This window comes from Mycobacterium kyogaense, assembly GCF_003254575.1.
In the GTDB taxonomy this organism is placed as follows: Bacteria; Actinomycetota; Actinomycetes; order Mycobacteriales; family Mycobacteriaceae; genus Mycobacterium; species Mycobacterium kyogaense.
This window is the reverse complement of the sequence record NZ_QJUA01000043.1, coordinates 20,398-41,167: the sequence shown is the minus strand read 5'-3', so window position 1 is coordinate 41,167 and position 20,770 is coordinate 20,398. Positions and strand designations below refer to the sequence as shown.

Below are 20,770 nucleotides of genomic sequence, written 5' to 3'. Positions count from 1 at the left end.
GCTGTTACTGGTGTTCCGACACGCAGACACGCAGACACGCAGACGCGCCGACGGCACCGCAGAGCTCGTGGCTTCTGCGGTGCCGTCGTCGTGGGTGGCTGGAGTCGATCAGGCGCCGGCGTCGAGCGCCGCTTCGGCGGCCCCGAGCCCGGCCTGGGCCGGGGCAGCAGCCGCGCTGGCCGCGTCGACCGCTGCCGCGGGTGCGGCGGCCGCCGCTGCGGCGGGGGGCTTGACCGCGGACATGATCGCCGGCATCAGCACGCCTTTGAGCAAGTCGATGGCTTCTCCCGCGCCCAGCGAGTTGGCCGCGCTGGTCAGGTCACCGAGCAGGCCGCCGCTGCTGGAGGCCACCGGCTGGGTGGCGGCCAGCGACGGGTCGCCCAGGATCGGGTAGCCCGTGCCGAGCGCCGGATCGAGTCCGACGGGCGCAGAGATCGGCACCTCGCCCGCGCCCGTGAGCCCCGACGTCGAGATCGGGGCCGCGCCGAGCACGGGGTCGGTCAGCGCCGGCGGAGTGCTCAGCCCCGGGGTGGTGAGCCCGGCCGGCGTGGTCAGCGACGGCGTCGTGAGTCCGGGTGCGGTCAGCGCGGGATCGGTCAGCGACGGCGTCGTGAGCCCAGGAGTGGTCAGCGACGGTGTGGTCAGGCCGGGCGAGCTGAGTGCCGGGTCGGTCAGCGACGGGGTGGCACCGATCGGGCTGGTCAGCGCGGGATTGGCCAGGCCTGGGTCGGTCAGCGACGGGGTGCCGAGGCCCGCAGAACCCAGGCCGGTACCCAGTCCGGTGCCCAGGCCGGGCGACAGGGTGGTGGGTGAGCTGGCTCCGGTGCCGGTCAGCAGGCCGGTGGGCAGCGGGGGCAGGTTGATGCCGAACTGCGAAAGGCCCTGCGACAGCGCGGAGATCAGCTCGCCGGGCAGATCGGTGATGGTGGCGGCCTGACGGAACTCGCGGTGCTGCGGCTGCGGGGACGGCGAGGTCAGCTGGGTGGTGGCGACAACTGCAACGGGACCTGCGACGGCCAGAGCGGCGACTGTGCTCAGGGCTGTCGAGAGCCGGCGGCGACGTCGGTTCGGCACGGAAGTCTCCTCAATACATGGACTACAGGCGGTAGATCGCGGATTTGTCGTACGCGTTTGATGGTACTGATGTGACTAGTGGGACCAGAGTGACGATATGGAATCGTGAGCTAATCGCGACCTCCGCCGTTGCGCCACCGCGGGGCGGGCACCCGCCGTCAGATACCCTTGCTGCCGATGTTCTCCTCTGATTCCCGCTCACCCGAAGGTGCCTTCGACCTCTATGTCGTCGGCTCCGGGTTCTTCGGCCTGACGATCGCCGAGCGGGTGGCCACCCAGCTCGACAAGCGGGTCCTGGTCCTCGACCGGCGTTCCCACCTGGGCGGCAACGCGTACTCCGAAGCAGAGCCGCAGACCGGTATCGAGGTGCACCGCTACGGCGCGCACCTCTTCCACACCTCGAACCAGCGGGTGTGGGACTACGTGCGGCAGTTCACCGACTTCACCGGCTATCAGCATCGGGTCTTCGCCCTGCACAACGGGCAGGCCTACCAGTTCCCGATGGGGCTGGGGCTGGTCAGCCAGTTCTTCGGCCGCTACTTCACCCCCGACGAAGCGCGCGCGCTGATCGCCGAGCAGTCGGGCGAGATCGATACCGCCGACGCGCAGAACCTCGAGGAGAAGGCGATCTCGCTGATCGGTCGCCCCCTGTACGAGGCATTCGTCAAGGACTACACCGCCAAGCAGTGGCAGACCGATCCGAAGGAGCTGCCCGCCTCGACAATCAACCGGCTGCCGGTGCGCTACACCTTCGACAACCGGTACTTCAACGACACCTATGAAGGTCTGCCGGTCGACGGGTACACCGCATGGCTGGAGAACATGGCCGCCGACGAGCGGATCGAGGTCCGTCTGGACACCGACTGGTTCGACGTGCGCGATGAGCTGCGGGCCGCCAACCCCGATGCGCCGGTCGTCTACACCGGCCCGCTGGACCGCTACTTCGACTACAGCGAAGGTCGGCTGGGCTGGCGCACGCTGGATTTCGACCTCGAGGTGCTGCCGACCGGAGATTTCCAGGGCACCCCGGTGATGAACTACAACGACGGTGACGTGCCGTTCACCCGTATCCACGAGTTCCGGCACTTCCATCCCGAGCGGGCCTACCCGACCGACAAGACGGTGATCATGCGGGAGTACTCGCGGTTCGCCGAGGCCGACGACGAGCCCTACTACCCGATCAACACCGAGTCCGACCGTGCGCTGCTGGCGTCCTACCGCACCCGGGCCAAGGCCGAGACCGCTTCGGCGAAGGTGCTTTTCGGCGGGCGACTGGGCACCTACCAGTACCTGGACATGCACATGGCGATCGCCAGCGCGCTCAACATGTACGACAACACGCTGGCGCCGCATCTACGTGACGGTGCGCCGCTGGTCGAGGAGACAGACAGATGACAACCAGCGACATTCCGTCCGGCGCACTCGCCCCGGGTCAATCTCAGGCGGTCAGCCCGCTGGCTCGGGTGATCCTGCCGCGACCCGGCGAGCCGCTCGACGTCCGCAAGCTCTACATCGAGGAGTCGGAGACCAACGCCCGGCGCGCACACGCGCCCACCCGCACCACTTTGGAGATCGGCACCGAATCCGAGGTGTCGTTCGCGACGTACTTCAACGCGTTCCCGGCCAGCTACTGGCGGCGCTGGTCGATCCTGGAGAGCGTCGTGCTGCGGGTCGAGCTCACCGGCAGCGCCCGCGTCGACGTCTACCGCAGCAAGGCCACCGGTGCCCGGATCACCGTCGGCGGCGCCCCCGTCGTCAGTAGTGGCGACGAGCCCGCGGTGGCCGAGTTCGAGATCGACCTCACCCCGTTCGAAGACGGCGGCTGGATCTGGTTCGACATCACCACCGATTCCGCGACGACCCTGCACCACGCGGGCTGGTACGCGCCCATCCCGGCGCCCGGCCGCGCGAACGTCGCCGTCGGCATCCCGACGTTCAACCGGCCCTCGGACTGCGTCAGCGCTCTGGCGGCACTGACATCCGATCCGCTGGTCGACGAGGTGATCAGCGCCGTGATCGTCTCCGACCAGGGCACCAAGAAGGCCAAGGACCACCCGGGTTTCGCCGAGGCCGCCGCCGCCCTGGGCAATCGTCTGTCGATCCACAATCAGCCGAACCTCGGCGGATCGGGCGGCTACAGCCGCGTGATGTACGAGGCGCTGAAGAACACCGACTGCGAACAGATCCTGTTCATGGACGACGACATCCGGATCGAACCCGATTCGATCCTGCGGGCCCTGGCGATGAATCGCTTCGCCAAGGTGCCGACTCTGGTCGGCGGCCAGATGCTCAACCTGCAGGAGCCCAGCCACCTGCATGTGATGGGCGAGATGGTCGATTCCGAGAACTTCATGTGGACCGGTGCGGTCAACACCGAGTACGACCACAACTTCGCCAAGTACCCGCTCAACGACGAGGACGAGTACCGCAGCCGGCTGCTGCACCGTCGCATCGATGTCGACTACAACGGCTGGTGGATGTGCATGATCCCGCGCCAGGTCGCCGAGGAGCTGGGCCAGCCGCTACCGCTGTTCATCAAGTGGGACGACGCCGACTACGGCCTGCGCGCCGGTGAGCACGGCTACCCCACGGTGACGCTGCCGGGGGCAGCGATCTGGCACATGGCGTGGAGCGACAAGGACGACGCGATCGACTGGCAGGCCTACTTCCACCTGCGCAACCGACTGATCGTGGCGGCCCTGCACTGGGACGGCAACATCCGCGGGCTGTTGCGTAGCCATCTGAAGGCGACGCTGAAACATCTTCTCTGCCTTGAATATTCGACAGTCGCCATCCAGAACAAGGCGATGGATGATTTCCTCGCCGGGCCTGAGCGCCTCTTCTCGATCCTGGAGTCCTCGCTGCCCGACGTCCGTGCGATGCGTCAGGAATACCCCGACGCGGTCGTCCTGCCCAGCGCCACGACGCTGCCCACCCCGTCGGACAAGCGCTGGCGCAAGAAGGTGGAGATCCCGACGAACCCGGTCGCGATCTCGCTGCGGCTGGGCCGCGGCGTGGTGCACCAGCTCAAGCCCCACGACCCCGAACACCACCAGCGTCCGCAGGTCAACGTCGCCACCCAGGACGCGCGGTGGTTCTCACTGTGCAACGTCGACGGGGTCACCGTGACCACCGCCGACGGCCGCGGTGTGGTCTACCGCCAGCGGGACCGCGAGAAGATGTTCGAGCTGCTGCGCGAGTCACTCAAACGGCAGGCGCTGCTGTCTCGGAAGTTCGCCAAGATGCGCAAGGTGTACCGCTCCGCGCTGCCGATGCTGACCAGCACGCAGAAGTGGGAGAGCGTGCTGCTCGAGAGTTCCAGCTCAGAAACCGGCCGTGGTTGAGACCCCGCGCGGCGAGGATGCCGTGCTGGTGGCCGTGCAGTCCGCGGTGGCCGAAAAGCCGGGCGTGCTGCCGGCGGCGCGGGCGCTGTCCCACTTCGGTGAGCACAGCCTCGGCTGGCTCGCCGTCGCCGCGCTCGGTGCGTGGCTGGTGCCGGCCCGGCGACGGCAGTACGTCACAGCGGGTGTCGGGGCGTTCGCCGCGCACGCCGCCGCAGTCCTGATCAAGCGCATCGTTCGTCGTGCCCGCCCCCATCATCCGGCGATCGCGGTGAACGTCGGCACCCCCAGCCGGCTCAGCTTCCCGTCGGCGCACGCCACGTCGACCGCTGCGGCCGCGGTGCTGCTGGCCCGTCCCACCGGACTGCCGCTGCCCGCCCTGCTGGTCCCGCCGATGGCGTTGTCGCGCTTGGTGCTCGGCGTGCACTATCCGAGCGACGTGGTCGCCGGGGTCGCCGTCGGCACGGCCGTCGCCGGCGTGGTCGCCAGAGCCGCCGAGGTGCTCGAAGGAGGATCGCGATGAGTACATCCCAGGTCCGCGAGACGGGATCGTCAGCCGGACCGCCCAAGAGCCTGCCCGCGGGCATCATCAAGGCGATCCGGCCGCGGCAGTGGGTGAAGAATCTCCTCGTGCTGGCCGCTCCGATCGCGGCGTTCGGTGGCACCGCCCGCTACGACTACGACCAGATGGCGATCAACATCGTCATCGCGTTCGTGGCGTTCTCCATGGCGGCCTCGTGCATCTACCTGGTCAACGACTCGCGTGACGTCGAGGCCGACCGTGCGCACCCGACCAAGAGGTTTCGGCCCATCGCCGCAGGGGTGGTTCCGCCGTGGCTGGCCTACACGCTGGCGGTGGTCCTCGGGGCGGCGTCGCTCGGGATCTCCTTCCTCGCCTCGCCCAACCTGGTCGTGGTCATCGCCGTGTACATCGCGATGCAACTCGCCTACTGCTTCGGTCTGAAACACCAAGCGGTGCTGGACATCTGCATCGTTTCGTCGGCCTACCTGATCCGCGCCATCGCCGGCGGTGCCGCCGCGGGCATCCCGCTGTCGCAGTGGTTCCTGCTGGTGATGACGTTCGGCTCGCTGTTCATGGTGGCCGGGAAGCGCTATGCGGAACTGCAACTGGCAGAACGCACCGGCGCCAAGATCCGCAAGTCGCTGGAGAGCTACACCGCGTCCTATCTGAGGTTCGTGTGGACGGTGGCGGCGACGGCGATGGTGGTCTGCTACAGCCTGTGGGCCTTCGAACGCGACGGCGCCAACGCCTCGTGGTACGCGATCACGATCATCCCCATCACCATCGCGATCCTTCGCTACGCCGTCGACGTCGACGGTGGACTGGCCGGAGAACCCGAGGAGATCGCGCTGAAGGACCGGGTTCTGCAGCTACTGCTGCTGGCGTGGATCGGGACCATCGGTGCCGCAATCTTCTTCAGCTGAGCGCGTCACCTCCGCAGCGGCCGACCGGCTGAACCGCTGGCCGGCCTTCCCGTACCACCCGTGGGTGCGGATCAGCCTGTGGGTGAGCGTGATCGCGGTGGCCGCGCTGTTCGGCTGGGGCGCCTGGCAGCGCCGGTGGATCGCCGACGACGGCCTGATCGTGCTGCGGACGGTGCGAAACCTGTTGGCGGGCAACGGTCCGGTGTTCAACGCCGGTGAGCGGGTCGAGGCCAACACCTCGACCGCGTGGTCCTATCTGGTGACGCTCGGCGGGTTCGTCTCCGGATCGGCCCGGCTCGAATACGTCGCGCTCACGCTGGCTCTCGTGCTCAGTGTGCTCGGCGTGGTCCTGGTCATGCTGGGCACCGCGCGGCTCTACGCCCCGGGGCTCGGCGGCCGGCGCGCGATCTTCCTGCCCGCGGGTGCGCTCGCGTATATCGCTGTTCCGCCGGCGCGTGACTTCGCCACCTCCGGGCTCGAAAACGGTTTGGTGCTGGCCTATCTCGGCCTGCTGTGGTGGATGATGGTGTGCTGGTCGCAGGCCCCGCGCCACGGCGGCGCATCCCGCGGATTCCAGATCGCGCTCGCGTTCGTCGCGGGGTTCTCGGTGCTGGTGCGTCCCGAGTTGGCACTGATCGGCGGCGTCGCACTGGTGATGATGCTCATCGCCACCACCGGCTGGACCGCCCGGCTGATCCTCGTCGTCGCCGGCGGCCTGATTCCGGTGGCTTATCAGATCTTCCGGATGGGTTACTACGGACTGCTGGTGCCCGGAACCGCGTTGGCCAAGGACGCCTCGGGCGCCAAGTGGGACCAGGGTTTCGTGTACCTCGCGAACTTCAACCGGCCCTACCTGCTGTGGGCGCCGGCGATTCTGCTGATCGGGCTCGGTCTGATGGTGCTGCTGCTGCGCGGTCGGCCCCAATGGGTGCAGCGCGGCACGACGCGGCAGGCCGGCTGGCTGGCCCGCACCGTGCAGAGCCCGCCCGCGGTGGTGGCGTTCATGCTCGTGTCGGGCCTGCTGCAGGCGGTGTACTGGATCCGGCAGGGCGGTGACTTCATGCACGGCCGGGTGCTGCTGACCCCGATGTTCTGTCTGCTGGCCCCGGTGGCGGTGATCCCGCTGCTGCTGCCCGATCGCACCCGGATGGCCCGCGGCGCCGGGTACCTCTACGCCGGGGCCACGGCGGTGCTGTGGCTGGCCGTGGCGGGATGGGCGCTGTGGGCGGCCAATTCGCCGGGCCTGGGGGCGGATGCCACCCGGGTCACCTACAGCGGCATCGTCGACGAGCGCCGGTTCTACTCGCAGGCCACGGGGCACGCCCACCCGCTCACAGCGGCCGACTATCTGGACTACCCGCGGATGCGGGCCGTGCTGACCGCGATCGCGAACACTCCCGACGGGGCGCTGCTGCTGCCGTCGGGCAACTACGACCGCTGGGACGTGGTGCCCGCGCTGCCGCCGCCTCCGGAGGTCCGCGCAGCGGCGGTGGGCGGCTATGTCGGACCGCACACGGTGTTCTTCACCAACCTCGGCATGCTCGGCATGAACGTCGGTCTGGACGTCCGCGTCATCGACCAGATCGGACTGGCCAACCCGTTGGCCGCGCACACCGCGCGTCTGACCGACGGCCGGATCGGCCACGACAAGAACCTGTTCCCCGACTGGGCGGTGGCCGAGGGCCCCTTCCTGAAGGAACCGCCGTGGATTCCGCCGTATCTGGACGAGGACTGGATTCGGCAGGCCGAGGCCGCACTGAAGTGCCCGGAGACCGACAAGGTCCTCGAGGCGATCCGCGCGCCGATGGGGATTCGGCGATTCCTGTCCAACGTCGTTCACGCCGCGGAGTACACCCGCTACCGCATCGACCGGGTGCCGTTGTACGAGCTCGCCCGGTGCGGTCTGCCCATCCCGGAGCCCGTCAATCCGCCCTATACGGGGCTGGCTCCGACCGGGCCGTGAGCCCCACGATTTGGCCGGGCGTCATGGTTTCTGCTTTCGTAACATGAGGGACTCCCGCAGCAGATATGCCTGATGGGCATGGGACGACGGGTCGCGAGCGCGTATCGCGGCGACAAGAGACGGCCACAAAGGTGTGGTTGACTACACGGGCACGAGGCCGGGTCGGGGACCGGCGGCTGGTTGCTGCTGTACGAAAAGATGGGACACAACAAAGCATGAAGTTCGGTTCAAGGCTGCGCGCCAATGCGCGACGGCTCACGATCGCGGCCCTGGTGGCAGCCGTGTTGCCCGCCGTGATCGGTGTCGTGGGCGGCTCCGCAACGGCGAGCGCGTTCTCACGCCCAGGTCTGCCGGTGGAGTACCTGATGGTGCCCTCGGCCGGTATGGGTCGCGACATCAAGGTGCAGTTCCAGAGCGGCGGACCCAACGCACCCGGTATCTACCTGCTCGACGGTCTGCGTGCACAGGACGACTTCAACGGCTGGGACATCAACACCCAGGCGTTCGAGTGGTACCTCGACTCCGGCCTGGCGACGATCATGCCGGTCGGCGGCCAGTCCAGCTTCTACAGCGACTGGTACAAGCCGGCCTGCGGCAAGTCCGGTTGCCAGACCTACAAGTGGGAGACGTTTCTCACGCAGGAGCTGCCCGCCTACCTCGCGGCCAACAAGGGTGTGAACCCCAACCGCAACGCGGCCGTCGGCCTGTCGATGGCCGGCTCGGCCGCCCTGACGCTGGCGATCTACCACCCGAATCAGTTCCAGTACGCCGGGTCGCTGTCGGGCTTCCTGAACCTGTCCGAGGGCTGGTGGCCCGCGCTGGTCAACATCTCGATGGGTGACGCCGGTGGCTACAAGGCCAACGACATGTGGGGCCCGACCGAGGACCCCAACAGCGCCTGGAAGCGCAACGATCCGTTCGTCAACATCAACAAGTTGATCGCGAACAACACCCGCATCTGGATCTACTGCGGTAACGGCAAGCCTTCTGAGCTGGGCGGCAACAACCTGCCCGCCAAGTTCCTCGAGGGCCTGACCATCCGCACCAACCGGACGTTCCAGGAGACCTACCTGGCCAACGGCGGGACCAACGGGGTGTTCAACTTCCCGTCCTCCGGTGCTCACGACTGGGGCTACTGGGGCCAGCAGCTCCAGCAGATGAAGCCCGACGTGCAGCGCGTGCTGGGCGCCGTGCCGCAGCCGTCGGCTCCGGCGGTGCCGGTCGACGCCGCGGCCAACGGCGGCTAGTCCGTTCACCTCTGAACCACACTGACGGCGGTGTCCCCTTCGGGGGCCACCGCCGTCAGTCGCTTTGCGTCCCGGCCCGTCGGGGTGATGTGGTTCACTACGTTGCGGTCGGTGATTCGAGAGGTGGGGTTGATGCGTGGGCTGATCCGGACATTGATGGCTGTCGTGCTGGCAGCCGCGGCAGGCTTCGCCGGCGGGGTGGCTACCGCCCACGCTCAGGGCGTCGAGATGCTGATGGTGCCGTCGGCGGCGATGGGCCGCGACATCCCGGTCGCGTTCCAGGGCGGCGGCCCGCACGCGGTGGTCCTGCTCGACGCGTTCAACGGCGCGCCCGACGTCAGCAACTGGGTGACCGCGGGCAATGCGATGAACGCGCTGGCCGGTAAGGGCATCTCGGTGGTGGCCCCGGCCGGTGGCGCGTGGAGCATGTACACCAACTGGGAGCAGGACGGCAGCAAGCAGTGGGAGACGTTCCTCGCCGACGAACTGCCCAACTGGCTGGCCGCCAACAAGGGGCTCGCGCCGGGCGGCCACGGGATCGTCGGCGCGGCCATGGGCGGCACCGGCGCGATGACGATGGCGGCCTTCCATCCCGACCGCTATCGCTTCGCCGGGTCGCTGTCGGGCTTCCTGACGCCGTCGAACACGACGATGAACGGCGCGATCACCGCGGGGCTGGCGCAATTCGGCGGCGTCGACACCCGCAACATGTGGGGCCTGCCACAGCTGGGCCGGTGGAAGTGGCACGACCCCGACGTCCACGTGCAGCTGCTGGCCGACAACAACACGCGCCTGTGGGTCTTCAGCCCGTCGACCACCACCTGCACCGACGTGCCGGCGATGATCGGCTACTGCGACCAGGCCCAGGGCAGCAATCGCGCGTTTTATCAGCACTACCGCTCCGTCGGCGGCGGTAACGGCCACTTCGACTTCCCGGCCGGTGGCACCCATGACTGGGGAACGTGGAGCGCGCAGCTGGGGGCGATGAGCGGAGAGCTCGCCACCACGATCCGGTAGGCGAGCGCCGGCAGGCGCTGGTCGGGAGCCCCGGTACGTTGGAGACCGTGCATCACAGGTCACGGTCCGCGTTGGCGGGTGCAGGTGTGGCGGGGTGTGTGCTGGTCGCCTCGTCCTGGCTGGCCGGTTGCGGGGCCGCCGACGAGATGGTCGCCGGGCCCGCTTCGGAAATCGAGCCGTCGCCCGTGCACGGGCAGGGCGGCGCGCAGTTGCCCGGGCAGCCCGCGCCGGATAACACGTCCAACGCGCTGGTGGTCACCCCCCGCGAACGGGCCTATCTCGACGCGCTGCGCTCCGCGGGGGTGGCGCCGTCCAGCGATCTCGCGGCCCTGAGCATCGGCTCGTACGTGTGTCAGGCCCGCGCGGCCAGGCAGACCGATCAGGCGGTGTGGGACTTCGTCGCGCCGCTGGTCCGCAATGACGCGAGCGAGCCGACCTCCGAAGGTGTCATGAGCTCCGGCGGCGCGCCGCCGTCGGCGAGTCATCTGCACGCCGAGACCGCCGACTACATTCGCATCGCCACCGATCAACTCTGCTAGGAGCTCCCGAACCCATGGCCAAGACCAATCGGCGTAAACGCCACCGCCTTCTGGCGCTGTTCGCCGCCGGCGCGGTGGGCCTCGTCGTCGTGCTGATCGTCGCCGTCGTGATCGTCGTGCTGCGGCGGCCCGACGGTGGCTCGACGGCGATTCCGCCGACCGCGCTGCCTCCGACGGGGATGCCGTCCGGGTCGCCGGGTGCGCCCAGCAAGCCGCGGCCGGAGTTCCAGGACGCGAGCTGCCCCGACGTCCAGCTGATTTCGATCCCCGGCACATGGGAGTCGTCGCGGGCGCTCGATCCGTTCAATCCCGTGCAGTTCCCGGCGGCGCTGCTGCTGCGCGTCACGAATCCGATCCGGGCCGAGTTCGGGAACGATCGGGTCGAGGTGTTCACGGTTCCGTACACAGCCCAGTTCCACAATCCGCTGTCGGCCGATCAGCAGATGTCCTACAACGACAGCCGGACCGAGGGCACCCGGGCGGCCGTGCAGGCCATGACGGACATGAACAACCGGTGCCCGCTCACCAGCTACGTGCTGATCGGGTTCTCCCAGGGCGCGGTGATCGCCGGGGACATCGCCAGCGACATCGGCAACGGCCGGGGCCCGGTGGACCAGGATCTGGTGCTCGGCGTGACCCTGGTCGCCGACGGCCGCCGCCAGGACGGCGTCGGCCAGGACATCGGGCCCAACCCGGACGGCCAGGGTGCGGAGATCACGTTGAACGAGGTGCCGACGCTCTCCGCGCTGGGTCTGACGATGACGGGTCCGCGGCCGGGCGGTTTCGGCGCGCTCAACGACCGCACCAACGAGATCTGCGCGCGCGGCGATCTGATCTGTGCGGCGCCGTCGTCGGCGTTCAACATCACGCAGTTGCCGAAGACGCTCGAGGTGCTCAGCGGCGGGGCCGGACAGCCCGTCCATGCGATGTACGCCACTCCGCAGTTCTGGAACATCGACGGCCAGCCGGCCACCGATTGGACGCTGAACTGGACGCGGCAGCTGATCGATAACGCTCCGCAGCCGAAACATGGCTGACACGTGACCGCGAAAATTTGGCGGCAGTCAGGGCGTCGCCTAACATTAAGGGAAATCTAAGACACGCTCGGAGAGCACGTTCTCCGAGGACGCGGATGGCGGCTCAGGGGCGGGGGGCCGTCACCCCGGTACGATTTCGGGGTTTGGGATTCATCCCATGTGATTGGAGTTGAGATGGCGTTCCACAACCCGTTCATCAAAGACGGGCTGATCAAGTTCCCGGACAGCGGCAACCTGGTCAAGCACGTCGAGCGATGGGCCAAGGTGCGCGGCGACAAGCTGGCGTACCGGTTCGTGGATTTTTCGACCGAGCGTGACGGGGTGTACCGCGACCTCAAGTGGGCCGACTTCGGCGCCCGCAACCGCGCCATTGGCGCCCGCCTGCAGCAGGTCACCCAGCCCGGTGACCGCATCGCGATCCTGTGCCCGCAGAACCTGGACTACCTGGTGGCGTTCTTCGGCACGCTCTACGCCGGCCGGATCGCCGTGCCGCTGTTCGACCCCAACGAGCCCGGCCACGTCGGCCGGCTGCACGCCGTGCTCGACGACTGCTCGCCGTCGGCGGTCTTGACGACGACCGCGGCCGCAGAGGGCGTCCGCAAGTTCTTCCGCACCCGGCCGGCGAACCAGCGTCCGCGCGTCATCGCCGTCGACGCGGTGCCCACCGAGGTCGGCTCGACGTGGGAACCGGTCGATGTCCAGCACGACACGATCGCCTACCTGCAGTACACGTCCGGCTCGACCCGCATCCCGACCGGTGTGCAGATCACCCACCTCAACCTGGCCACGAACGTGGTCCAGGTCATCGAGGCGCTCGACGGGCAGGAGGGCGACCGGGGCGTCTCCTGGCTGCCGTTCTTCCACGACATGGGCCTGATCACCGTGCTGTTGTCGCCGATGCTCGGGCACTACATCACCTTCATGACGCCTGCCGCGTTCGTCCGCCGACCCGGTCGGTGGATCCGGGAGATGGCGCGCAAGGAAGGTGACACCGGGGGCACCATCTCGGTGGCGCCGAACTTCGCGTTCGATCACGCGGCCGCGCGTGGTGTGCCCAAAGAGGGCGAAGAGCCCATCGACATGTCGAACATCAAGTGCATCCTCAACGGCAGCGAGCCGATCTCGGCGGCCACGGTCAACCGGTTCAACGAGGCGTTCGGCCCCTTCGGCTTCAAGCCGCAGGCCATCAAGCCGTCCTACGGCCTGGCCGAGGCCACGCTGTTCGTCTCGACCACACCGATGAACGCCGAGCCCCGGATCATCCACGTGGACCGCGACGAGCTCAACAAGCACCGCTTCGTCGAGGTGCCCGCCGACTCTCCCAAGGCGGTCGCGCAGGCCGGCGCCGGCAAGATCGGTGTCGCGGAGTGGGCGGTCATCGTCGACGCAGACACCGCCAGTGAGCTGCCCGACGGCCAGATCGGGGAGGTCTGGATCAGCGGCCAGAACATGGGCACCGGCTACTGGGGCAAGCCCGACGAGACCACCGCGACGTTCCACAACATCTTGAAGTCACGCACCGAGCCGTCGCACGCCCAGGGCGCCACCGACGACGCGACGTGGGTGCGCACCGGAGACCTCGGCGCCTACCACGACGGCGAGCTCTTCATCACCGGCCGCACCAAGGACCTCGTCATCATCGACGGCCGCAACCACTATCCGCAGGACCTGGAGTACTCCGCACAGGAGTCGACCAAGGCGCTGCGCACCGGGTTCGTCGCCGCGTTCTCCGTGCCGGCCAACCAGTTGCCCGACGAGGTGTTCGCCGATGCGCATTCGGGTCTCAAGCGGGACCCGAGTGACACGTCCGAGCAGCTCGTCATCGTCGGCGAGCGCGCACCGGGCGCCCACAAGCTGGACATGGGGCCGATCGCCGACGACATCCGCGCGGCGATCGCGGTGCGCCACGGTGTGACGGTGCGCGACGTGCTGCTTACTCCCGCCGGCGCGATCCCGCGTACGTCGAGCGGCAAGATCGGCCGCCGCGCCTGCCGCTCGGCATACCTGGACGGCAGCCTGCGCAGCGGCAAGGTGGCCAACGCCTTCCCCGATGAAACGGACTGACGTCCACCAACAGCAACGGCACAGGCGGCCCTCGGCTGCCTGCCGATCGTGAGGTAGTGAACATGGCTGAGCCGCAGAACAATCCGCGCGTACCCGACATGACCGTGAACGAGATGCGGGAGTGGCTGCGCAACTGGATCGGCAATGCCACCGGGCAGTCGCCGGACTCCATCAGCGAGTCGACGCCGATGGTCGAGCTGGGTCTGTCCTCGCGTGACGCGGTGGCCATGGCCAGCGACATCGAGGACCTGACCGGCGTGACGCTGACCGCGACGGTGGCGTTCCGGCATCCGACGATCGAGTCGCTGGCGACGGTGATCATCGAGGGTGAGCCCGAAGAGGATCTGGCCGCCCTGGACGCCGAGGACTGGTCACGCCACGGGGACGAGGGCCGACTCAACATCGCGATCGTCGGTGTCGGCACCCGCTTCCCCGGGGACATGAACACCCCCGACCAGACGTGGGAAGCGCTGCTCGAGGGCCGCGACGCGATCACCGATCTGCCCGAGGGGCGGTGGTCGGAGTTCCTGTCGGAGCCGCGTATCGCCGAGCGGGTGGCCAAGGCCCGCACCCGGGGCGGCTACCTGTCCGACATCAAGGGCTTCGACGCCGAGTTCTTCGCGCTGTCGAAGATGGAAGCCGACAACATCGACCCGCAGCAGCGGATGGCGCTCGAGCTGACATGGGAAGCGTTGGAGCACGCCAGGATTCCCGCGTCGAGCCTGCGTGGCGGCAATGTCGGCGTGTTCGTCGGCAGCTCGGTCAACGACTACATGTTCATGTCGGTCGCCGACCCCACCGTCGCTCATCCCTATGCCATCACCGGTAACTCGAGTGCGGTGATCGCCAACCGGGTGTCCTACTTCTTCGATTTCCGCGGCCCGTCGATGGCCATCGACACGGCCTGCTCGTCGGCGCTGGTGGCCGTGCACGAGGGCATGAAGGCGCTGCGCGCCGGGGATGCCGACGTCGTTCTCGCCGGTGGGGTCAACGCCCTGATCACCCCGCTGGTCACGCTCGGCTTCGACGAGGTCGGCGGCGTGCTCGCCTCCGACGGCCGGATCAAGTCGTTCTCCGCCGACGCCGACGGATACGCCCGCTCCGAGGGCGGCGGCATGATCGTGCTCAAGCGCCTCGAGGATGCGCGCCGCGACGGGGACGACATCCTCGCCGTGATCGCCGGTGGTGCGGTCAACCACGACGGCCGCTCCAACGGCATGCTGGCGCCGAATCCCGACGCCCAGGAAGCCGTGCTGCGCAGGGCCTACAAGGACGCGGGTATCGACCCGCGCTCCGTCGACTACGTCGAGGCGCACGGCACCGGCACCATCCTCGGCGATCCGATCGAGGCCGACGCGCTGGGCCGCGTCATCGGCCGCGGTCGTGCCGCCGACAAGCCGGCCCTGCTGGGTGCGGTGAAATCCAATGTGGGGCACCTGGAGTCGGCCGCCGGCGCGGCGAGCCTGGCCAAGGTGGCGTTGGCGTTGCGCAACAACAAGATTCCGCCGTCGATCAACTATGCCGGCCCCAACCCCTACATCGACTTCGAGGGCGAACACCTCAAGGTGGCCGACACGGCGACCGATTGGCCGCGCTACAGCGGCCGGGCCATCGCCGGTGTGTCCGGTTTCGGTTTCGGCGGCGCCAACGCCCACCTGGTGGTGCGCGAGGTGCTGGCCAGCGATCTGGTCGAACCTGCTCTCGAAGCCGACGTCGCGGTCGTGACGCCCGCCAACGACGACGCCAAAGCCGTGTACGTGGGCGGCGTTCGGATGGACGAGTACGGCGAATTCCTCGACGACGATGACGACGACGCGCTGGACACCCCGGCGGCGACCGCCGAGGGTGAGTACGAGCTGCCGGGTCTGACGGACGAGGCGCTGCGGCTGCTCGAGATCGCCCGTGAGCAGCAGGCCGCCGCGGATGCCGAGAATCCCCCGACACCCATTGTCCCGCTGGCAGTCTCGGGCTTCCTGACGTCACGCAAGAAGGCTGCCGCCGCCGAGCTGGCGGACTGGATCGACAGCCCCGAGGGGCGCGCGTCGTCGCTGGAGTCGATCGGCCGCTCGCTGTCGCGGCGCAACCACGGCCGCTCACGCGCGGTGGTGCTGGCCCACGATCACGACGAGGCGATCAAGGGTCTGCGCGCCATCGCCGACGGCAAGCCCACCCCGCTCGTCATCAGTGCCGACGGCCCGGTCACGAACGGGCCGGTGTGGGTGCTCGCCGGATTCGGTGCCCAGCACCGGAAGATGGGCAAGAGCCTCTATCTGCGCGACGAGACGTTCGCCGAGTGGATCAACAAGGTCGACAGCCTCATTCAAGACGAGCGCGGCTTCTCCATCCTGGAGCTGATTCTCGACGACGCGATCGACTACACCGACGAGACCACCGAGCTGCCCATCGAGAAGGTGCAGCTGGCCATCTTCGCGCTCCAGATCGCGCTCGGTGAGCTCCTCAAGTCGCACGGCGCGAAACCCGGTGCGCTGGTGGGCCAGTCGCTGGGCGAGGCGGCCGCGGCCTACTTCGCCGGCGGCCTCTCGCTGGAGGACGCGACCCGTACCATCTGCTCGCGCAGCCACCTGATGGGTGAGGGCGAGGCGATGCTGTTCGGCGAGTACATCCGGCTGATGGCGCTGGTGGAGTACTCGGCCGACGAGATCGAGACGGTGTTTTCGGACTTCAAGAACCTCGAGGTCTGCGTGTACGCCGCGCCGACGCAGACGGTGATCGGCGGGCCGCCCGACGAGGTGGACGCGATCATCGCCCGCGCCGAATCGGAGGGCAAGTTCGCCCGCAAGTTCCAGACCAAGGGCGCCAGCCACACCTCGCAGATGGATCCGCTGCTCGGCGAGTTGGCCGCGGAACTGCAAGGCATCGAACCGCATCCGCTGCAGGTCGCCTACTACTCGACGGTGCACGAGGGCAACCTCATTCGTGCCGGCGCCGACCCGATCCATGACGTGGACTACTGGAAGAAGGGGCTGCGGCACAGCGTCTACTTCACCCACGGCATCCGCAACGCCGTCGACAACGGGCACACCACGTTCCTGGAGTTGGCGCCGAACCCGGTCGCGCTGATGCAGGCCGGTCTCACCACTGCGGACGCGGGATTGCATGACGCGCAGCTGATTCCGACGCTGGCGCGCAAGCAGGACGAGGTCGACTCGATGACCACGGCCATGGCGCACCTGTTCGTGCACGGCCACGACCTCGACTTCCGCACCCTGTTCCCGCGGACGTCACGCGGGCTGGCCGGGTCGCTGGACTTCGCGAACATCCCGCCCACCCGGTTCAGGCGCAAGCCGCACTGGCTGGATGCGCACTTCACCGGCGACAGCTCGTCGGTGATGCCGGGCAGCCATGTGGCGACGCCCGACGGTCGGCACGTGTGGGAGTTCTCGCCACGTGCCGAGGCTGACCTGGCCGCGCTGGTGAAAAGTGCTGCGGCGATGGTCCTTCCGGATGCCAAGCTGGTTGCCTCCGAGCAGCGCGCGGTCCCTGCGGAGGGCTCGCGTCTGGTCACCACGCTGACCCGCCATCCTGGCGGGGCGAGCGTGCAGGTGCATGCGCGGATCGACGAGTCGTTCACCCTGGTCTACGACGCGATCGTCAGCCGTAACGGTGCGCAGACCGCGCTGCCGACGGCCGTGGGTGCGGGCACCGTCGCCGAAGTGGCTGTCGCGGCGCCGGTCGAGGAGCCCGAAGAGACACCGGGGTTCGAGGCCGACAACCTCACTGCCGGGGCCAACCTCGGTGCGAGCTTCGCCAAGTGGTCCCCGGAGTCCGGCGAGACCATCGGTGAGCGGCTCGGCACGATCGTGGGCTCGGCGATGGGGTACGAGCCCGAGGACCTGCCGTGGGAGGTGCCGCTGATCGAGCTGGGCCTGGACTCGTTGATGGCGGTGCGCATCAAGAACCGCGTGGAATACGACTTCGACCTGCCGCCGATCCAGCTGACCGCGGTGCGCGACGCCAACCTGTACGCGGTGGAGAAGCTGATCGCCTACGCGATCGAGCACCGCGACGAGGTGGACCAGCTCGCCGAGGCCCAGAAGGGCAAGACGGCGGAGGAGATCGCGGCCGAGCAGGCCGAGATGATGGGCGGGGCGAGCACGGTCGCCGAACTCGAGGCCAAGCTCGCCGAGGCGGGTCACCCCATTGCGGCACCGGCAGAGCAGGACGCGACGCAGATCGCGACCGACAGCGTCGAGGCCCAGCAGGACCTGACAGTCCCCGCTCCGCTGTCTGATGTCGCGGTCCCCGCTCCGCCGACCGACCCGTCAGGCCCGGGCATCCCGCCCCCGCCGACCGATCCGTCCGGTCCGAGCGCCCCGAGCGCCGACAAGCCCAGCGCCGCGAGCCTCGCCGCGAAGGTGCTGACGCAGGAAGCGGTCACCGAGGCGCTCGGCGCAGACGTGCCGCCGCGTGACGCCGCCGAACGCGTCACGTTCGCGACGTGGGCGATCGTCACCGGGAAGTCGCCGGGCGGCATCTTCAACGACCTGCCGTCGATCGACGACGCCACCGCGCAGAAGCTGGCCGAGCGGCTCTCCGAGCGCGCCGACGGAGAGGTGACCGCCGAGCAGGTCAAGGCCGCCGGCACCATCCAGGACCTGTCCACCGTCGTGCGCGATCTGATGGACGCCGGTGAGGTCGACGGGTTCGTCCGCACGATCCGGGCCCGGCCCGAGGGGTCGACGCGCATCCCGGTGTTCGTGTTCCATCCGGCGGGCGGGTCGACGGTGGTGTACGAGCCGCTGCTCAAGCGGTTGCCGCCGGACACCCCGATGTACGGGTTCGAGCGCGTCGAGGGTTCGGTCGAGGAGCGGGCCGCCGAGTACCTGCCGAAGCTGCGGGAGATCCAGGGCGACGGCCCCTACATCTTGGTCGGCTGGTCGCTGGGTGGGGCTCTGGCCTATGCCTGCGCTATCGGGCTCAAGCAGTCCGGCGCCGACGTGCGCTTCGTCGGGCTGATCGACATGGTCCGGCCGGGCGAGGAGATCCCGCAGACCAAGGAGGAGACCCGCGCCCGCTGGGATCGCTACGCGTTGTTCGCGCAGCGCACCTTCAACGTCGAGATCCCCGAGATCCCGTACGAGGAGCTCGAGGCGCTCGACGACGACGGGCAGGTCCGCTACGTGCTCGACGCGGTGCAGCAGGCCGGGGTGGAGATCCCGGGCGGCATCATCGAGCACCAGCGGACGTCGTACCTGGACAACCGGCTGCTCGAGACCGCCGAGATCCAGCCCTACGACGGTCACGTCACGCTGTACATGGCCGATCGCTACCACGATGACGCGATCTTCTTCGAGCCGCGCTACGCCGTCCGTCAGCCCGACGGCGGGTGGGGCGAGTTCGTCGAGGATCTCGAAGTGGTGCCGGTCGGGGGCGAGCACATCCAGGTCATCGACGAGCCGTACATTGCCAAGGTCGGGGCTCACCTGAGTGAGGCGATCACCGTGATCGAGAGCGAGAGCAAGTGACCACGAAAACGACGGCGGAACTGCTGACCGAGCTTCGGGAGAAGCTGGAGCTCGCCAAGGAGCCGGGCGGCGAGAAAGCCGTCGCGAAGCGGGCGAAGAAGGGCATCCCGAGCGCCCGGGAACGCATCCACGAGCTTCTCGATCCGGGCAGCTTCCTCGAGATCGGCGCACTGGCGAAGACCCCCGGTGATCCCGACGCGCTGTACGGCGACGGTGTGGTCACCGGGCACGGCACCATCAACGGTCGCCCGGTGGGTGTGTTCAGCCACGATCAGACCGTCTTCCAGGGTTCGGTCGGAGAGATGTTCGGCCGCAAGGTCGCCCGGCTGATGGAGTGGGTGGCCATGGTCGGTTGCCCGATCATCGGCATCAACGACTCGGCCGGCGCGCGCATCCAGGACGCGGTGACATCGCTGGCGTGGTACGCCGAGCTGGGCCGCCGCCACGAGATGCTGCGCGGGCTGGTGCCCGAGATCTCGCTGATCTTCGGTAAGTGTGCCGGCGGTGCGGTGTACTCGCCGATCCAGACGGACCTGATCGTCGCGGTGCGCGACCAGGGCTACATGTTCATCACCGGCCCCGACGTCATCAAGGACGTCACCGGTGAGGACGTCACGTTCGACGAGCTCGGCGGCGCCGACGTCCAGGCGCAGCGCGGCAACATCCACAAGGTCGTCGAGTCGGAGGCGGCCGCGTATCAGTACGTGCGCGACTACCTGAGCTTCCTGCCCGCCAACCACTTCGACGACGCGCCGATCGTCAACCCCGGGCTGGAGCCGGAGATCACGCCGCACGATCTCGAGCTCGACACGATCGTGCCTGACTCGGACAACCAGGCCTACGACATGATGGAGATCCTGCTGCGGATCTTCGACGACGGCGACGTTTTCGAGGTCGCCGACCAGCGTGGCCGGGCGATGATCACGGCGTTCGCCCGGGTCGACGGGCGGCCGGTCGGGGTCATCGCCAATCAGCCGATGGTGCTGTCCGGCGCCGTGGACAGCGAGGCGTCGGACAAGGCATCGAGCTTCATCCGGTTCTGCGACTCGTTCAACCTGCCGCTGGTGTTCGTCGTCGACACCCCGGGCGCGATGCCCGGTGTCGAGGAGGAGAAGAACGGCATCATTAAGCGTGGCGGTCGCTTCTTCAACGCGATCGTCGAGGCCGATGTCCCGAAGGTCACCATCGTGGTCCGCAAGGCCTACGGCGGCGGCTACGCGGTGATGGGGTCCAAGCAGCTCTCGGCGGATCTGAACTTCGCGTGGCCGACGGCGCGCATCGCGGTGATCGGCGCCGAGGGTGCGGCCCAGCTGCTGGTGAAGCGGTTCCCGGATCCGACCGCGCCCGAGGTGCAGAAGATCCGCAAGGACTTCATCGAGGGCTACAACCTCAACATGGCGACTCCGTGGATCGCGGCCGAACGCGGATACATCGACGGTGTCATCGAACCGCACGAGACGCGGCTGCTGCTGCGCAAGTCGCTGAAGCTGCTGCGCGACAAGCAACCGTTCCCGAAGGTGCTGCGCAAACACGGCCTGACGCCCATCTAGATCAGT

Annotated in this window: 13 protein-coding genes; 12 read left to right on the top strand and 1 reads right to left on the bottom strand. The window is 68.4% G+C overall.

What is annotated here, in order from left to right; all coding sequences use genetic code 11:
* Positions 1-108 precede the first annotated feature (108 nt).
* Positions 109-1,074 carry a hypothetical protein gene (locus DMB80_RS23125; protein WP_111512002.1) on the bottom strand — a complete coding sequence of 322 codons (966 nt, stop codon included), beginning with the start codon at positions 1,072-1,074 and terminating at the stop codon, positions 109-111.
* Positions 1,075-1,251: 177 nt separating this feature from the next.
* On the opposite strand from DMB80_RS23125, the gene glf reads away from it, so the two are divergent.
* The 12 genes from glf (at position 1,252) to DMB80_RS23065 (ending at position 20,764) form a co-directional block, all read left to right on the top strand.
* Positions 1,252-2,469: a UDP-galactopyranose mutase gene (gene glf / locus DMB80_RS23120; protein WP_111512001.1), complete on the top strand. Its 1,218-nt coding sequence runs from the start codon at positions 1,252-1,254 to the stop codon at positions 2,467-2,469.
* Positions 2,466-4,418 (top strand): glycosyltransferase, encoded by a 1,953-nt coding sequence (locus tag DMB80_RS23115; protein WP_111512000.1) that lies wholly within the window; start codon positions 2,466-2,468, stop codon positions 4,416-4,418. Before glf ends, DMB80_RS23115 begins: the two co-directional genes overlap by 4 nt.
* A complete protein-coding gene (locus DMB80_RS23110) occupies positions 4,411-4,938 on the top strand; it encodes a phosphatase PAP2 family protein (protein WP_111511999.1) in 528 nt (175 codons plus the stop codon). Before DMB80_RS23115 ends, DMB80_RS23110 begins: the two co-directional genes overlap by 8 nt.
* Complete coding sequence (locus tag DMB80_RS23105) at positions 4,935-5,861, top strand: decaprenyl-phosphate phosphoribosyltransferase (RefSeq protein ID WP_046365098.1); 927 nt, start codon at positions 4,935-4,937, stop codon at positions 5,859-5,861. The genes DMB80_RS23110 and DMB80_RS23105 overlap by 4 nt, the downstream gene beginning before the upstream one ends.
* On the top strand, positions 5,839-7,824 hold the full coding sequence (gene aftB / locus DMB80_RS23100; protein WP_276131564.1) for a terminal beta-(1->2)-arabinofuranosyltransferase: 1,986 nt from the start codon (positions 5,839-5,841) through the stop codon (positions 7,822-7,824). Before DMB80_RS23105 ends, aftB begins: the two co-directional genes overlap by 23 nt.
* Before the next feature lie 215 nt (positions 7,825-8,039).
* On the top strand, positions 8,040-9,071 hold the full coding sequence (locus tag DMB80_RS23095; RefSeq protein WP_111511997.1) for an esterase family protein: 1,032 nt from the start codon (positions 8,040-8,042) through the stop codon (positions 9,069-9,071).
* A gap of 132 nt (positions 9,072-9,203) precedes the next feature.
* Positions 9,204-10,088 carry an esterase family protein gene (locus DMB80_RS23090; protein WP_111512010.1) on the top strand — a complete coding sequence of 295 codons (885 nt, stop codon included), beginning with the start codon at positions 9,204-9,206 and terminating at the stop codon, positions 10,086-10,088.
* A 47-nt stretch (positions 10,089-10,135) separates the two neighbouring features.
* The gene (locus tag DMB80_RS23085) at positions 10,136-10,627 is read left to right on the top strand and encodes a DUF732 domain-containing protein (protein WP_240431351.1); all 492 of its coding nucleotides are present in this window, start codon (positions 10,136-10,138) and stop codon (positions 10,625-10,627) included.
* Between the two features lie 14 nt (positions 10,628-10,641).
* On the top strand, positions 10,642-11,664 hold the full coding sequence (culp6, locus tag DMB80_RS23080; RefSeq protein WP_046365095.1) for a carboxylesterase Culp6: 1,023 nt from the start codon (positions 10,642-10,644) through the stop codon (positions 11,662-11,664).
* A 174-nt stretch (positions 11,665-11,838) separates the two neighbouring features.
* Positions 11,839-13,728 carry a long-chain-fatty-acid--AMP ligase FadD32 gene (gene fadD32 / locus DMB80_RS23075; RefSeq protein WP_111511996.1) on the top strand — a complete coding sequence of 630 codons (1,890 nt, stop codon included), beginning with the start codon at positions 11,839-11,841 and terminating at the stop codon, positions 13,726-13,728.
* 62 nt (positions 13,729-13,790) lie between these two features.
* Positions 13,791-19,214 (top strand): polyketide synthase Pks13, encoded by a 5,424-nt coding sequence (gene pks13 / locus DMB80_RS23070; RefSeq protein ID WP_111511995.1) that lies wholly within the window; start codon positions 13,791-13,793, stop codon positions 19,212-19,214.
* A complete protein-coding gene (locus tag DMB80_RS23065) occupies positions 19,211-20,764 on the top strand; it encodes an acyl-CoA carboxylase subunit beta (RefSeq protein ID WP_111511994.1) in 1,554 nt (517 codons plus the stop codon). The genes pks13 and DMB80_RS23065 overlap by 4 nt, the downstream gene beginning before the upstream one ends.
* The last annotated feature ends 6 nt before the right edge of the window (positions 20,765-20,770 follow it).